This window comes from Streptomyces sp. NPDC085937 (assembly GCF_044540535.1).
Taxonomy (GTDB): Bacteria; Actinomycetota; Actinomycetes; order Streptomycetales; family Streptomycetaceae; genus Streptomyces.
In genome coordinates, this window is record NZ_JBITSH010000007.1 from 15,633 (window position 1) to 30,930 (window position 15,298).

10 protein-coding genes, 5 tRNA genes and 1 riboswitch are annotated in these 15,298 nt (G+C 72.1%); of the genes, 6 read left to right on the top strand and 9 right to left on the bottom strand.

What is annotated here, in order from left to right:
- Positions 1 to 27: 27 nt before the first annotated feature.
- The 5 genes from ACIF8S_RS16575 to ACIF8S_RS16595 all read right to left on the bottom strand — a co-directional run bounded on the left by ACIF8S_RS16575 (position 28) and on the right by ACIF8S_RS16595 (position 4,632).
- Positions 28 to 1,038, bottom strand: a complete 1,011-nt coding sequence (locus ACIF8S_RS16575; protein ID WP_399999831.1) for a M23 family metallopeptidase — start codon at positions 1,036 to 1,038, stop codon at positions 28 to 30.
- Positions 1,039 to 1,049: 11 nt separating this feature from the next.
- A riboswitch (cyclic di-AMP (ydaO/yuaA leader) is annotated at positions 1,050 to 1,206 on the bottom strand.
- A 306-nt stretch (positions 1,207 to 1,512) separates the two neighbouring features.
- Positions 1,513 to 1,586: transfer RNA gene (locus tag ACIF8S_RS16580), tRNA-Met, on the bottom strand.
- A gap of 64 nt (positions 1,587 to 1,650) precedes the next feature.
- Entirely contained in the window at positions 1,651 to 2,784 is a 1,134-nt protein-coding gene (locus tag ACIF8S_RS16585; protein ID WP_399999832.1) for a dihydrofolate reductase family protein, read from the bottom strand.
- A 111-nt stretch (positions 2,785 to 2,895) separates the two neighbouring features.
- The gene (locus tag ACIF8S_RS16590; RefSeq protein ID WP_349795868.1) at positions 2,896 to 3,555 is read right to left on the bottom strand and encodes a response regulator transcription factor; all 660 of its coding nucleotides are present in this window, start codon (positions 3,553 to 3,555) and stop codon (positions 2,896 to 2,898) included.
- A 30-nt stretch (positions 3,556 to 3,585) separates the two neighbouring features.
- Complete coding sequence (locus tag ACIF8S_RS16595) at positions 3,586 to 4,632, bottom strand: HAMP domain-containing sensor histidine kinase (protein ID WP_399999833.1); 1,047 nt, start codon at positions 4,630 to 4,632, stop codon at positions 3,586 to 3,588.
- Positions 4,633 to 5,026: 394 nt separating this feature from the next.
- Here ACIF8S_RS16595 and ACIF8S_RS16600 point away from each other — a divergent pair, with 394 nt between their 5' ends.
- Positions 5,027 to 5,320 (top strand): DUF3040 domain-containing protein, encoded by a 294-nt coding sequence (locus tag ACIF8S_RS16600; protein WP_349795864.1) that lies wholly within the window; start codon positions 5,027 to 5,029, stop codon positions 5,318 to 5,320.
- 93 nt (positions 5,321 to 5,413) lie between these two features.
- Here ACIF8S_RS16600 and ACIF8S_RS16605 read toward each other — a convergent pair.
- The 4 genes from ACIF8S_RS16605 to ACIF8S_RS16620 form a co-directional block, all read right to left on the bottom strand.
- Positions 5,414 to 5,486 (bottom strand) — tRNA-Lys (locus tag ACIF8S_RS16605).
- Between the two features lie 152 nt (positions 5,487 to 5,638).
- Positions 5,639 to 7,852 carry a DEAD/DEAH box helicase gene (locus tag ACIF8S_RS16610; RefSeq protein WP_399999834.1) on the bottom strand — a complete coding sequence of 738 codons (2,214 nt, stop codon included), beginning with the start codon at positions 7,850 to 7,852 and terminating at the stop codon, positions 5,639 to 5,641.
- Positions 7,853 to 8,098: 246 nt separating this feature from the next.
- On the bottom strand, positions 8,099 to 8,638 hold the full coding sequence (locus tag ACIF8S_RS16615) for a hypothetical protein (protein ID WP_399999835.1): 540 nt from the start codon (positions 8,636 to 8,638) through the stop codon (positions 8,099 to 8,101).
- Positions 8,639 to 8,711: 73 nt separating this feature from the next.
- Positions 8,712 to 9,062 (bottom strand): metallopeptidase family protein, encoded by a 351-nt coding sequence (locus ACIF8S_RS16620; RefSeq protein WP_024886119.1) that lies wholly within the window; start codon positions 9,060 to 9,062, stop codon positions 8,712 to 8,714.
- A gap of 84 nt (positions 9,063 to 9,146) precedes the next feature.
- Between ACIF8S_RS16620 and ACIF8S_RS16625 the strand changes: the two genes are divergently transcribed.
- The 5 genes from ACIF8S_RS16625 to hrpA all read left to right on the top strand — a co-directional run bounded on the left by ACIF8S_RS16625 (position 9,147) and on the right by hrpA (position 15,218).
- Positions 9,147 to 10,781: a metallophosphoesterase gene (locus tag ACIF8S_RS16625; protein ID WP_399999836.1), complete on the top strand. Its 1,635-nt coding sequence runs from the start codon at positions 9,147 to 9,149 to the stop codon at positions 10,779 to 10,781.
- 79 nt (positions 10,782 to 10,860) lie between these two features.
- Positions 10,861 to 10,933, top strand: a tRNA-Glu gene (locus ACIF8S_RS16630).
- A 37-nt stretch (positions 10,934 to 10,970) separates the two neighbouring features.
- A tRNA-Asp gene (locus tag ACIF8S_RS16635) sits at positions 10,971 to 11,045 on the top strand.
- 24 nt (positions 11,046 to 11,069) lie between these two features.
- A tRNA-Phe gene (locus ACIF8S_RS16640) sits at positions 11,070 to 11,143 on the top strand.
- A gap of 97 nt (positions 11,144 to 11,240) precedes the next feature.
- The gene (gene hrpA, locus ACIF8S_RS16645; protein ID WP_399999837.1) at positions 11,241 to 15,218 is read left to right on the top strand and encodes an ATP-dependent RNA helicase HrpA; all 3,978 of its coding nucleotides are present in this window, start codon (positions 11,241 to 11,243) and stop codon (positions 15,216 to 15,218) included.
- Positions 15,219 to 15,298 lie beyond the last annotated feature (80 nt).

Here is a 15,298-nt window from a genome sequence, read left to right on the forward strand (position 1 = left end):
GGACGGCCGGGACCGGCCGCCCGTGGATCAGATGCTGAGGCCCTTGCCCGCCAGCCAGGCCGCCGGGTCGATGCCGGAGGAGGAGCCGCCGGTGTGGACCTCGAGGTGGAGGTGGGCGCCGGTGACGTTGCCGGTGGCGCCGACGCGGCCGATCACCTCGCCGGTGCTGACCTTCTGGCCGACGCTGACGTTGATCGACGACTGGTGGGCGTACCAGATCTCGGTGCCGTCCTCGAGGGTGAGCACGGTCTTGTAGCCGTAGGAGCCGTCCCAGCCCGCGGAGGTGATCGTGCCGGTGTGCACGGCCTTGATCAGCGTCCCCGTGGGGGCGGCGAAGTCGAGACCGGTGTGGTAGCCGGAGGACCAGTAGGCGCCGGCCTGACCGAAGGTCGAGGTGATGGTGTACGAGGAGGTCGGCAGGGCGTACTGCTTGGCCAGCTCGGCGAGGCGCTCGGCCTCGGCCTTCTTCGCGGCCTCTTCCTCCGCCTTCTTCTTCGCCGCCTCGGCCTTCTCCTTGGCCTCCTTCTCCGCCTTGGCGGCCGCGTCGGCGGCCTCCTTCTCGGCGGCGGCGAGGGCGGCGGCCTCGGCCTTGCTCTGGGCCTGGCCCTGCTGCTGCTCGACCTGGGCCATGATGCGGGCGCGCAGCGCCTCGCCGGCGTCGGCGGCGCCCTCCTCGGTGTCGGCACCGGTCATGCCGATGCTGCTGAGGGGGGTGGCCGAGCCCTTGGGTGTTTCCTCGTCGGAGATGAGGGAACCCACGTTGGGCAGGTCGGGCATGGAGATGGAGACGGGCGGCTTGCCGGTCTGGGCGCTGGCCATGCCGCCGGCGCCGACGGCGGCTATGACGCCGACGCCCAGGACGGTGGAGCTGCGGGCGAGTCCGCCCCCGCGCTGCTTGGCGACGCGGTGCCGGCCGCGTACCGGGCGAACGGACTCCGCGGTGGGGTTCCACTCCTCGAAGGGTCCCTCTTCGGCACCGTAGGCGAAGGTGTCGCTCGGCTTGAACGGGGCCTCGGGGGCAGGCGGGTTGGACGCCACGTGGGCGCGCTCCTTTCCTTCCTTCTCGCCTACCGGGTTAGCTGACGGGTTCGGAGCAGGAAGGTCTCCTACGCGCGTATACGAGCCGTGTCTCCACGGCGGTATCCGCACGATTCACCCCAAGAGGTGGTTCCCCGGTTCCCTCGCGGGATTCGGCGCGTGCGCACGGAGCCGACTTCTGTGACGGCTGGGACGACCGCGCTGCGTTATCGAACGTTAATAGACCCGGGGGGCGGATTCCAAGCCGTTCCTCTTGATCATTAACGATTTCCGCCCGGACTTAAGCGCCACGAGCGGGCGAAAACGGGCGAGTTGACCGCCCCTCAGGCGACCGGGCAAACCTGACGGTTCGTCAGTTGTTATGCGTTGAGACTCCACACGATCACGTTCGGTGACGCGCGACGGCAGAGCACGCAGGAGACCGGGAAACACCGAGGGCCGGAACCCTTTCGGATTCCGGCCCTCGGCCTTCAGTAGCGGGGACAGGATTTGAACCTGCGACCTCTGGGTTATGAGCCCAGCGAGCTACCGAGCTGCTCCACCCCGCGTCGTTGAACACAAGTGTACGGCATCATCGGGGCAGGTCGCACACCCCTCGGGCGGGGGGCGCGGTCAGCGGCCCAGGAGATGCCCGTTCGGCGCCTTGGCCCGCTCCTCGTACTCCGGCAGCACCACCACGGTGGCGCCCCCGTCGGCCAGTACCGCGCTGCCGTCGGCGTCCGCCACGAACGTGTCCGGCTCCCGCCAGGCCGTGACCACCCGCCGCACCCCCGCGTCCAGGATCAGCCGCGCGCAGGGCGCCGGCCGGGACGCGCGGCGGGCGCAGGGTTCCAGGCTGGAGTAGACGGTCGCACCGGCCAGCCGGGGGTCCATGGGGTCGGTCTTGGCCAGCGCGGCCTCCTCGGCGTGCACCACGGGGTCGTCCCCCTCACGGGAGTACCCCCGCGCCAGCTCGGTGCCGTCGGCGGCCACCACGACCGCGCCCACGCTGAACGCGGTCCGTGAGGGAGGGCACCGCTCCGCCAGCTCGCAGGCGAGGGCGAGCCAGTGGTGGTCGGCCGCGGACGGCAGCGGACCGGTGCCGGGCGCGGTGGGCTCGTAGCGCGTCAGGACGACGTCGCCGACGGGCCGGGTCTCGACCAGGCGCAGCCGCCCACCCTGGTAGGGGCCGGGGCCGAACAGGCGGGGGGCGTCCGGGTCGCCGACGAACAGCGGGGCGAGGACCAGCTGAAGCTCGTCGGCGAGCCCCTGGGTGATCAGCTGGGTGTGGATGCGCCCGCCGCCCTCCACCATCAGCCGCCGCACCCCCCGCACGTCGTGCAGGTGCTCCAGCAGCCGCCGCCAGTCCAGTTCCGTGCCGAGCGGCACGACGTCGGCGGCGATGCCCAGGGCGTGGGCCCGCTCGGCGCCCTCGTCGGTGGTGTAGAGCACCTTCTCGCCGCCGGTGTGCCAGAAGTTGGCCGTCGGGTCCAGGTCGCCCGAGCCGCTCACCGTGACCTTCAGCGGGTACTCGGGGCGGCCGTCCGCGACCCGGGCGGCCCGGCGCTCGGGCGAGTTGACCAGCAGGCGGGGGTTGTCGGCGCGGATCGTGCCGGCGCCGACCAGGATGGCGTCCACGGACGCCCGTACCTCGTCGACGCGGTCGAAGTCGGCCGGGCCCGACAGCAGCAGCCGCTCCGGGCCGGAGTCGTCCAGGTAGCCGTCGAGGGAGACGGCGGCGGACAGCAGGACGTACGGATGCGGCATCGGCGGGCTCTCCGGGTGCGGGGCGGCGGCGGGACCGCTGCGCGGTCCGGCTCCAGTCTGGCAACCCGTGCGGCGGGGAGCCGGCCGCGCCCCGGTCCCACGGGCCGCGGGTCAGGGCTCGATCAGGCCCACGCGGATGGCGTAGCGGGTCAGTTCCAGGCGGTCCCTGAGGCCGAGCTTGGCCAGCAGGTTGGCGCGGTGCCGCTCCACCGTCTTGGGGCTGATCACCAGCATGTCCGCGATCTGCTGCGAGGTGTGGCCCTCGGCCACGAGCTTGAGGATCTGCTCCTCGCGGTCGGTGATCGCCTTGGCGGGCAGGGAGCGGCCCTCCCGTGCGAGGTCGAGGTAGTTGTGGATGAGGGCGTTCACGGCCCCCGGGTAGAGGAAGGGCTCGCCGCGCATCGTCGCGCGGCAGGCCTCGACGAGATCGCGGTCGGCGACCGACTTCAGGACGTAGCCCGAGGCGCCGGCGGCCAGCGCCTCGAAGAAGAACTGCTCGTTGTCGTACATGGTCAGTACGAGGATCCGGGTCTCCGGCGCGGTGCGGGAGAGCTCACGGGCCGCCTGCAGACCGGTCAGGCGCGGCATGGCGATGTCGAGGATGGCCAGGTCGGGGCGGTGCTCCCGGGCCAGTTCGAGGGCTTCGGCACCGTCGGCGGCCTCCGCCACCACGGTCAGATCCGGTTCGCCGTCCAGGATGAGTCGAACCCCCCGGCGGACCAGTGCGTGGTCGTCGGCGAGGAGGATGCGGGTGGGGGACGGGTCGGTCATGGTTCAGCGTTTCCGGTCGAGGGACATCGGTCACGGGGGCGGGGCGTGCGCGGGCGCGGACCGGCGCAGGACGGCGGGGGTCTTCGAGGGGGCGGACTCCCGTACGGGCCGTACGGGAACGGGGACGTGCGCGGGGAAGCGCGCCGGGACGGGGACGGCCAGCCGCAGCTCCGTGCCGCCGCCGTGCCCGGGCTCCACGGTCAGGTCGGCGCCGACGAGCAGGGCCCGTTCGCGCATCCCGCGGATGCCGGCGCCCTCGTCCGCGCCGCCGATGCCCCGGCCGTCGTCACGGACGCGCAGCTCGACACCGCCGGGTGCGCGCCGCAGGGCCAGCTCGGCCCGGCGCGCACCGGCGTGCCGGACGATGTTGGTGAGGCCCTCCTGGGCGACCCGGTAGAGCACCAGCTCGGACTCCCGGTCCAGCTCGGGCAGGTCGGGGTCGAGACTGTGCTGCACGCCCAGCCCCGGCCCGCCGAACTCGGTGGCGAGGGCCTTGAGGGCGCTGGCCAGCCCCAGCTCGTCCAGCACGCCGGGGCGCAGCCGGCGGGCGATCCGCCGGATCTCCTCCAGGGAGTCCCGGGTGGTCTCCTGCACCTGGCGCAGTTCGTCACCCAGTCCGGCCGGTGCGTGGTCGGCGGCCCGCTTGAGCTGGAGCAGCACGGCGGTCAGCGACTGGCCGACCTCGTCGTGCAGCTCGCGGGCGATGCGGCGGCGCTCCGCCTCCTGCGCGGACAGCGCGCGGGCGCTGCTGGTGGCCCGCTCGTCCTCCAGCCGGTCGAGCATCGTGTTGTACGTGGTGATCAGCTCGGCGATCTCCCCGCGCCCGCCGACGGCCGGCCGGTGTCCCGGGCGCAGCAGGTCGGTGGTGGTCATGGCGCGGGTGAGGCGCTGCAGCGGGGCGAGCCCGACGCGCAGCAGCAGCGCGTTGGCGACGAGCATGGCGGCCAGCCCGACGGTCAGCACCGCGGCCTCGGTGAGCAGCACCGGGGTGGACACGGTGACGGGTCCGAGCAGCAGGGCGGTGGCGACGATGAGCACGACGGCGTTCAGCAGGAAGATGCGCCAGAACAGAGGCACTCAGTTCCGCCTCCTCGCCGTCGGTATGCTCACAAGGCTCCGACAGCCCGCGACCGGGGGCGCGGCGCGGGCCGTCACCGTCCAGCCTCCGCCTCCCGCCGGGGCGGCGCCATCGGTGACAGTCCCCATTTTCCGGTCGTCCGCCGACCCGTGCCCCGCGTCTCCTGCATACCGGCCCCCCATGAGGATGGGGCCCGCGACGGATGGCCCCGGGGGGTGTCGCCGGGCGAGGGTGGAGGCACCGTACCGGGCGGGTGACGACGTCGGCGCACGGGCAAACTCCTTGAAACCGGCCCGAGTTCGCGGCAAGCCGGCGGTTCGCGCATGTCCCGGTGCTCGGAGCGACGGCCGTCGGCGGTGTGACCGGGCGGCCACCCCCTGGGAAGGAGGAGCCGTGCCCCAGTCCGACGACGATCGTCTGGTCGACCTCGCGGCCCGACTCGAACACGAGGACCCCCGTTTCGCCCGTTCCCTCGCCGCCGGCCGTCCGGCCCGTCCGCGCGAGTACCGGCGCGCCGGCGCCTGGTGGGTGCTGATCGCCGGGCTGGGCATGCTGGTCGCGGGCATCGTCGTCCCCGACGGACTGCTGATCGCGGCGGGCCTCGTGACCAGCGGAATCGGCGTGCAGCTCATCGACCCCTACCGGCGCCCGGGCGAGGAGGACGTCCGCCGCCCGTCGCGTCGCTGAACCGCCCGCGCGACGACGACGGCGCTCGTACCGGCCGGGCCGGTACGAGCGCCGTCTCGCGCGTCGGAGGGGGTGCGCCCCTCCCGCGGGAAGTAGGCCCTGTGGGACTCGAACCCACAACCAATGGATTAAAAGTCCACTGCTCTGCCAATTGAGCTAAGGGCCCCTGGCGATGTTGCCTCCCCGAGCATAGCCGGACGCGGCCGGGGAGCCGATCGGGTATCGGGCAGGCGCGTGGCGGACACATGCCGCACACATGCGCGAGGGCCCGCGCGACGGAGTGTCGCGCGGGCCCTCGGGCTTGCGGATGAGGCGGTGTCAGCCGTTGCGCTTCCAGCGCGGCTTGTCCTCGCGGCGGCCGAAGGAGCCGCCACCACGGTGGTCGTCACGACGGCCGTACGGGCGGTCGTGGCCGCCGGAGCGGAAGCCCGGGCGGTCGCCCTGACGGTCGCGGTTGAACGGGCGGTCGCTGCCCCGGTGGCCGGTGCGGTCGTCCCGGCGGAAGCCGCCGCGGTCGCCGCCCTCACGACGCTCGAAGGAACGGCCGCCACGGTCGCCGCCGTCACGGCGCTCGAAGGAACGCCCGCCACGGTCACCACGCTCGTCACGGCGGAAACCGCCACGGTCGCCGCCCCGGTCACCACGGTCACCACGGTCGTCACGGCGGAAGCCACCGCGGTCGTCCCGCTCGTCCCGGCGGAAGCCGCCACGGTCGTCACGGCGGAAGCCACCGCGGTCGCCGTCACGGCGGTCGTCACGGCGGAAGCCGCCGCGGTCGTCGCGACGCTCGAAGGAACGTCCACCGCGGTCACGGTCACCGCGGTTGAAGCCGCCACGGTCGCCGCCGTCACGGCGCTCGAAGGAACGCCCGCCACGGTCACCACGGTCGTCGCGGCGGAAACCGCCACGGTCGCCGCCCCGGTCACCACGGTCACCACGGTCGTCACGGCGGAAGCCACCGCGGTCGTCCCGCTCGTCCCGGCGCTCGCGCCGCTCGTACGGGGCCGCGGCCTCCGTGCGCTCGGTTCGCTCGACGTCCGGCGCGGCCGGCTGCTCCGGGAGGGTCACCTCGGCCTCGGCGGACGCCACGACGGCCGCCTCGGCCACCGCGGCCTGCGGGTCCTCGCCGCGCTCGCGGGCGGAACGGGCCAGCAGGCGGTCGGCCTCCTCGCGCAGCTCGGTGGCACGGCGCTGGGCCCGCTCCAGCTCCTTGGTGAGCTGGGCGACCTCACGCTCGGCCTGCTGGGCGGCGTTGCCGGCCGACTCGGCCTGCACCTCGGTCATGGACCGGGCGCCGGTGATCTCGGCGACCTCCGGGTCGAAGGCCGCGCCGCCCTGGATGATGTGGCGCGTGGCGTCGACGCCCGCGTCCTCCATCAGCCGGAAGATCTGGCGCCGCTGGTGCGGCAGCGACAGGGAGACGACCGTGCCGGTGCGGCCGGCGCGCGCCGTGCGGCCCGCGCGGTGCAGGTAGTCCTTGTGGTCGCCGGCCGGGTCCACGTTGAGGACCAGGTCGATGCCGTCGACGTGGATGCCCCGGGCGGCGACGTCGGTGGCGACCAGGACGTTGACGTAGCCGTCCTTGAAGTCGGCCAGGGTGCGGGTACGCGCGCCCTGGGTCATGCCGCCGTGCAGGGCCTCGGCCTTCGCGCCGGCGTCCCGCAGCTGCTCGGCGACGCGGTCGGCGCCGAGCTGGGTGCGGACGAAGATGATGGTGCGGCCCTTGCGGGAGGCGATGGCCGCGGTGACCGGCGCCTTGTCCTTGGGCTTCACGACGAGGATGTGGTGCGACATGGTCGTCACCGCGCCCTGGGCCGCGTCGACCTCGTGGTGGACCGGGTCCTTGAGGTACCGGTCGACGAGGGTCTTGATCTCGTTCTCCATGGTGGCGGAGAACAGCATGCGCTGGCCGCCGGCCGGGACCTGGTCGAGCAGCTCGGTGACCTCGGGCAGGAAGCCCAGGTCGGACATCTGGTCGGCCTCGTCGAGGACCGCGATCTGCACGTTCTCCAGGGAGCAGGCGCCGCGGTTGATGATGTCGCGCAGGCGGCCGGGGGTGGCGACGAGGATGTCGACGCCGCGCTCGAGGGCGTAGATCTGGTTGCCCATCGAGGTGCCGCCGCAGACGACCTTCATCTTCAGGCCGAGGACGTCGCCGTAGGGCTGGAGGGCGTCGGCCACCTGCATGGCCAGCTCGCGGGTCGGCGTCAGGATGACGGCGCGCGGCTTGTGCTTCTCGGTGCGGCCGCCGGAGAGCTGCGCCAGGGTCGGCAGACCGAAGGAGAGGGTCTTGCCGGAGCCGGTGCGGCCGCGGCCGAGGATGTCCTTGCCGGCCAGGGCGTCCGGGATGGTCGCGGCCTGGATCGGGAAGGGGCTGGTCACGCCGTTCTGCGCGAGCTTGCGCACGACGCCCTCGGGCAGGCCGAGATCGGCGAAGGTGAGTTCGGGGGCCGCCGCCTCGGTGGCGGCGGTGGTGTCGGTGTCCTCGGTGTTCTCGGGCACGACGACGTGATCAGTACTGGCGATGGGCATACGAATGCGAAACCTTCCGGAGTCTCTTCGGCACGCGCCCGTCAACTCCGTGATTCGCAGTTCGCAATTACGACCGCCTCAATGCGGTCCACCACGGCAAGGGAGAGAGTACGCGCCACACGGCGCGCTCTGCAGTGGCGCCGGGCAAATAGGATCAAACGATCTGCCACCATACGCACTCGGGCCCCTCGAATGCAAACTGGCAGGTGAGCGGGGTGCCGCTGAGCGGCGGGGCCGCTGCCCAGGTTACGCCGGCGCGCCCGCTTTCGGCGCGGGCTCCCGCTGCGCCAGCTGGGTGTCGGGCGGCTGGTGGGCGGACGACGACGGCTCGGCCTGGGTCGGCTCGTGCGAGGGCCCCGGGTCGGGCTGCGTGGCGGAGGGCTGCGGGTCCGGTGTCCGGGTGGGCTCAGGCGGGTCGGGCCGGTCGTCGGGGGTGGGACGCGCGGGCTCGCCGGGCCCGTCGGCGGGTGCGCTGCGGCTCGCCCCCGCGGACGGCCGCTCACCGGACGGGGACGGCTCGGCGTCCTCGCCCTTCTTCCGGCCCTTCCCGCGCTTGCCCTTGCCCTCGTTCCCGCGCTCGCCGTCGGCCGCCGCGGCCCCGTACCCGGCGCCATCGCCCGACCGTGCCGTGCCGCCGTCCGGGGCCTCACCGCCCTGACGGCCCGCGGAGTGGGACGGACCGGCCTTCCCGCCGGCGCCGTCGTCACCCACGCTCACGCATCCGGCGGCAGCGGCGACGGCCAGGGCGGTGGCGGCCAGGCGGACGGGTACGTACAAGCGGCGCACGGGGCCACCTCCGGTTGGAGTGCAGGGTCGACAACCCCAACTCCCGCCACCCGCAAGAAGACACGCGGACGGCCTATCCGTAGCCGAGCGCGTGCAGCCGGGCGTCGTCGATCCCGAAGTGGTGCGCGATCTCGTGCACCACCGTGATCTCGGTCTCGGCGACCACGTCCTCCCGGGACTCGCACATCCGCAGGGTCGGCCCCCGGTAGACGGTGATCCGGTCGGGCAGCACCCCGGCGTACCACTCGCCCCGCTCGGTCAACGGCGTCCCCTCGTACAGCCCGAGCAGCTCCGGGTCGTCCGCCGGCGGCTCGTCCTCCACGAACACCGCGACGTTGTCCATGAGCCGCGTCAGCTCCGGCGGGATCCGGTCCAGCGCCTCGGCGACCAGCTCTTCGAACTCCTCGCGCGTCATCTCCAGCACGATGCCATTGTCGGGGACGATCGGTCCGTACGAGAGGCGGGCGACGCCCGCATATCCGGCCGCCCGTACGGGCATAGGGGATCAATGGCCCGCGTCCCGACTGCCGTCATGAACCTGTTCCACCGCGTCCCCCGGCTCCCGCAGGCCCTGACCCACCGCCGCTCCACCCGTCCCCCGGCCGTACCGGCCGCCGCCCTGGGCCCGCGGCCGCGCCCCTGGGCGCGGGCCTTCGGGCTGGTCGCCGTGGTCCTGCTCGGCGCCTGGCTCGGCCTGCTCGTCGTCGGCAACGTCCGGGTGCCGGTCGGCCCCATGAACACCACCATGACCCTGCGGCCGTCCTTCACCGGCGGCACGAAGATCAATGTCTCGCCGCTGGGCGCGCTCCAGCTCGACAGCCACATCGCCCCGGTACGCCTGGACGTCAACGTCGACCAGCTGGACCCCGAGCGCTCCCGGGCCCTGGTCGACCACCCGGAACGCCTCTCCGGCCTGCAGGACGAGGTCACGCAGGACATCGCCCGCGGCACCGCGGACCTCGCCGTGCGGTCCTGCGTCGCCGTCGTCACCGGCGCCGCCACGCTCGGGCTGCTCGTCTACCGCCGCCCGCGCCGCGCCCTCGCCGCCGGGGGTCTCGCCCTAGGCCTGCTGGCCGCGTCCGGCGGCACCGCGTACGCCACCTGGAACCCGGACTCGGTGCTGGAGCCGAAGTTCTCCGGGCTGCTGTCCTCCGCGCCCTCCCTGGTCGGCGACGCGCGCAGCATCGTGACCGAATTCAACGTCTACCAGCAGGAGTTGGCCCGCCTCGTCACCAACGTGACCAAGCTCTACGACGCCACCTCCACGCTTCCCGTCTACCAGCCGGACCCGACCACCATCCGCGTCCTGCACGTCTCCGACATCCATCTCAACCCCGCGAGCTGGAAGATCATCGCCTCGCTGGTGGAGCAGTACCGGGTGGACGTGATCGTGGACTCGGGCGACACGATGGACCACGGCACGGCCGCCGAGAACGGCTTCCTGGACCCGGTCGAGAACCTCGGCGCCCCGTACGTCTGGGTGCGCGGCAACCACGACTCGCTCGTCACCCAGCGCCACCTGGAGGGCATGAAGAACGTGCACGTCCTCGACGACGGCCGGGCGACGACCGTCGCGGGACTGCGCTTCGCCGGCATGGGCGATCCGCAGTTCACCCCCGACCGCACCCAGCGGACGGGCGCCGAGCAGTCCCAGGAGCTGGCGGGCGCCCGCCTCGCGTCCTCGATGCGGGACCAGCGCAGGGCGGGCACCCCCGTGGACGTCGCCGTCATCCACGAGCCCTCGGCGGCCCGGGAGGTCGACGGCACCGTGCCGCTGGTGCTCTCCGGACACATCCACCGCGAGGAGTCCGAGGTCATGCGGTACGGCACCCGGCTGCGGGTCGAGGGGTCCACCGGCGGCAGCGGGCTGCGCGCGATCGAGGGCAAGTACCCCGACCCGATCGAGACGTCGATCCTCTACTTCGACCGGGACACCCGGCGCCTCCAGGCGTGGGACTCGATCGAGCTCGGGGGTCTCGGTCTGACCACGGCGGAGGTCAGCCGGCACCTCCCCGAGGAGAACCAGCCGGGCGCGGACACCTCCCCGTCGCCCTCCGGGAGCCCGTCCGGCTCCCCCTCCGGCACCCCGTCGGGAAGCACCCCGTCGGCCGCCTCCGCCACGCCGTCGCGACCTCGCCCCTGAACCGTTTTGGCGAACCATCCCGCCATCCCATATGCTTCTCACGTCCCCGACGCGCTGAGAAGCGCCAGGCGGGCCGATAGCCCTCATCGTCTAGCGGCCTAGGACGCCGCCCTTTCAAGGCGGTAGCACGGGTTCGAATCCCGTTGGGGGCACGCACCACCCTGTGCGACACTGTCGTACGACACGCTTGGTCCTGTGGAGCAGTTTGGAGTGCTCGCCACCCTGTCAAGGTGGAGGCCGCGGGTTCAAATCCCGTCAGGACCGCTGGTGTTTCACGTGAAACACCTCGGCTGGGTAGCTCAGTTGGTACGAGCGATCGCCTGAAAAGCGATAGGTCGCCGGTTCGACCCCGGCCCCAGCCACCGCAGACAAGGCCCCGATCTCTGATCGGGGCCTTGTCGTGTGCCCCGGCAAAATGACTCGCCGCGTTTTTCCGCGGTCTGAGATCCTGGAGTCCGTATGTCTACGCACTCTGCCCCCGCCCTCGGCTCCCTCGCCTCCCGCCTCACCGCACTGTCGCTGCGCGATGCGCACCGGCTCGGACGGCGGCTCGAAGGGGCCCGCAAGATCCGTAAGCCGGAGGCCCGTGCCGCCGTGATCGGTGAGATCGAGGCGGAGGTCGCCGCGGCCGAGGAGCGGATGGCCGCGCGCCGGGCCCGGGTGCCGGAGGTCCGGTATCCCGAGCAGCTGCCCGTCAGCCAGAAGAAGGACGCCATCGCCGAGGCCATCCGCGACCACCAGGTGGTGATCGTCGCCGGCGAGACGGGCTCCGGGAAGACCACGCAGATCCCGAAGATCTGCATGGAGCTGGGCCGGGGCGTCCGCGGCATGATCGGGCACACCCAGCCCCGGCGGATCGCGGCCCGTACCGTGGCCGAGCGGGTCGCCGAGGAGCTGGACACCCCGCTCGGGGAGGCCGTCGGCTGGAAGGTCCGCTTCACCGACCAGGTGAACCCGGACGCCACCTTCGTCAAGCTGATGACGGACGGCATCCTGCTCGCGGAGATCCAGACCGACCGCGAACTGCGCGCCTACGACACGATCATCATCGACGAGGCGCACGAGCGGTCCCTGAACATCGACTTCCTGCTCGGCTATCTCGCGCAGCTGCTGCCGAAACGTCCCGACCTCAAGGTCGTCATCACCTCGGCGACCATCGACCCGGAGCGTTTCTCGCGGCATTTCGGCGACGCCCCGATCATCGAGGTCAGCGGGCGGACGTATCCGGTGGAGGTGCGCTACCGGCCGCTGCTGGAGGAGGACTCCGACGAGGCCGACCGCGACCAGATCACCGCGATCACCGACGCCGTCGAGGAGCTGATGGCGGAGGGGCCCGGCGACATCCTGGTGTTCCTCTCCGGCGAGCGGGAGATCCGGGACACGGCGGACGCGCTGACCAAGAAGCGGTACCGGTCCACCGAGGTGCTGCCGCTGTACGCCCGGCTGTCGCACGCCGAACAGCACCGGGTGTTCCAGCAGCACGGCGGACGCCGGATCGTGCTGGCCACCAACGTGGCCGAGACCTCCCTCACCGTCCCCGGCATCAAGTACGTCATCGACCCCGGCTTCGCCCGTATCTCGCGCTACAGCCACCGCACCAAGGTGCAGCGGCTGCCGATCGAGCCGGTCTCGCAGGCCAGCGCCAACCAGCGCAAGGGCCGCTGCGGCCGTACCTCGGACGGCATCTGCATCCGGCTGTACAGCGAGGACGACTTCCTCTCCCGCCCGGAGTTCACCGACGCGGAGATCCTGCGCACGAACCTCGCCTCGGTCATCCTGCAGATGACGGCGGCGGGCCTCGGCGAGATCGAGAAGTTTCCCTTCATCGACCCGCCGGACCACCGCAACATCCGCGACGGCGTCCAGCTGCTGCACGAACTGGGCGCCCTCGACCCCACGCAGAAGGACCCGCGCAAGCGCCTCACCCAGACCGGCCGGAAGCTGGCCCAGCTGCCGGTCGACCCGCGGCTGGCGCGCATGGTGCTGGAGGCCGACCGCAACGGCTGCGCCCGCGAGGTCATGGTCATCGCGGCGGCCCTGTCGATCCAGGACCCGCGCGAGCGGCCCTCCGACAAGCAGACGCAGGCCGACCAGCAGCACGCCCGCTTCCGCGACGAGACCAGCGACTTCCTGGCCTTCCTCAACCTGTGGCGGTACGTCCGCGAGCAGCAGAAGGAGCGCGGCTCGTCGTCGTTCCGGCGGATGTGCAAGCAGGAGTTCCTGAACTTCCTGCGCATCCGCGAGTGGCAGGACATCTACACGCAGCTGCGGACCGTCGCCAAGCAGATGGGCATCCACCTCAACGAGGAGGACGCCCCCGCCGACCGCATCCACGTCTCCCTGCTGTCCGGTCTGCTCTCGCACATCGGCATGAAGGACGTGAAGGAGTCCAAGGACTCCGGCCAGGGCGGCCGGCGCGACGGCGGACGCAACGAGTACCTCGGCGCGCGCAACGCCAAGTTCGCCGTCTTCCCGGGCTCCGCGCTGTTCAAGAAGCCGCCGCGGTTCGTGATGTCCGCCGAGCTGGTGGAGACGTCCCGGCTGTGGGCGCGGGTCAACGCCAAGATCGAGCCCGAGTGGGTCGAGCCGCTCGCGGAGCACCTGCTCAAGCGCACCTACAGCGAGCCGCACTGGGAGAAGGACCAGGCGGCCGTGATGGCCTACGAGAAGGTCACGCTGTACGGCGTGCCGATCGTGGCGCAGCGCAAGGTGAACTACGGGCGGATCGACCCGGAGGTCTCCCGCGAGCTGTTCATCCGGAACGCGCTGGTCGAGGGCGACTGGCGCACGCACCACAAGTTCTACGCGGACAACCGCAAGCTGCTGACCGAGGTCGAGGAACTGGAGCACCGGGCCCGGCGCCGGGACATCCTGGTCGACGACGAAACCCTGTTCGACTTCTACGACCGGCGGATCCCGGACCACGTCGTCTCGGGGGCCCACTTCGACTCGTGGTGGAAGCACAAGCGGCGCGAGGAGCCGGAGTTCCTCGACTTCGAGCGGGAGATGCTGATCCGTGAGTCGGCGGACGCGGTCACCAAGGCCGACTACCCCGACACGTGGCGGCAGGGCCCGCTGAAGTTCCGTGTCACGTACCAGTTCGAACCGGGGGCGGACGCGGACGGTGTGACGGTCCACGTCCCGCTCCAGGTGCTGAACCAGGTGACGGACGAGGGCTTCGACTGGCAGATCCCCGGCCTGCGGGAGGAGGTGGTCACGGAGCTGATCCGGTCCCTCCCCAAGCCGATCCGGCGGAACTACGTGCCGGCGCCGAACTACGCCAAGGCGTTCCTGGAGCGCGCGGTGCCGCTGCAGGAGCCGCTGACCGTCACGATGGCCCGCGAGCTGAAGCGGATGGTCGGTGTGCCGTTCGAGGCGGACGACTTCGACTGGGCGCGGGTCCCGGACCACTTGAAGGTGACGTTCCGGATCGTCGACGAACGGCGCCGGACGCTCGCCGAGGACAAGGACCTGGGGGCGCTCAAACTCACGCTTCGGCCCAAGGCGCGCAAGGCGCTGTCACAGGCGGCCGCAGCCACGGCCCAGCGCGAGGGCGGGGAGTCGCTGGAGCGCCGGGGGCTGACGGACTGGACGATAGGTTCGCTCACCCGGGTGTTCGAGACGCGTCGGGCCGGCCAGCCGGTGAAGGCGTACCCGGCCCTGGTGGACGACGGCGACTCGGTGTCGGTCCGGCTGTTCGACTCGGAGGCCGAGCAGGCGGAGGCGATGTGGAAGGGCACCCGGCGGCTGGTCCTGCTGGGCATCCCGGTCAACCCCGCGAAGTTCGCGTCCGAGAAACTGACCAACCCTCAGAAGCTGGCGCTGTCCGCGAATCCGCACGGCTCCGTGCAGGCGCTGTTCGACGACTGCGCCACGGCCGCGGCGGACAAGCTGATCGCGGACTTCGGCGGCCCGGTGTGGGACGAGGAGTCGTTCCGCAAGCTGTTCGACAAGGTGCGGGCGGAGATCGTCGACACCACGGTCCGCGCGGTGGGTCAGGTCCAGCAGGTCCTGGCCGCCTGGCAGGCCTGTGAGCGCCGCCTGAAGGGCGTACGCAGCCCCGCGCTGCTGCCGAACCTCCAGGACGTCCGGAAGCAGCTGGACGGGCTGGTACGGCCGGGCTTCGTGACCGAGGCCGGGCTGCGGCGGCTGCCGGACCTGATGCGGTACCTGGTGGCCGCGGACCGCCGGCTGCAGCAGATGCCGACGAACGCGCAGCGGGACACCACGCGCATGGCCAAGGTCCACGAGATGTCGGACGAGTACGCCTGGCTCCTGGAGCAGATGCCGCAGGGGCGGCCCGTGCCGCAGCAGGTGCGGGACATCCGCTGGATGATCGAGGAGCTGCGGGTCAGCTACTTCGCCCACGCGCTCGGCACGGCCTACCCGGTGTCGGACAAGCGGATCGTGAAGGCGATCGACGCGGCGGTGCCGTGACGGGACCCGCACGCAGGGTGAGTTCGACCAGGGGGCCGCTGCTCCTGTACAGTCCTTCTCGCAGCGCAACGCAAGAAAGC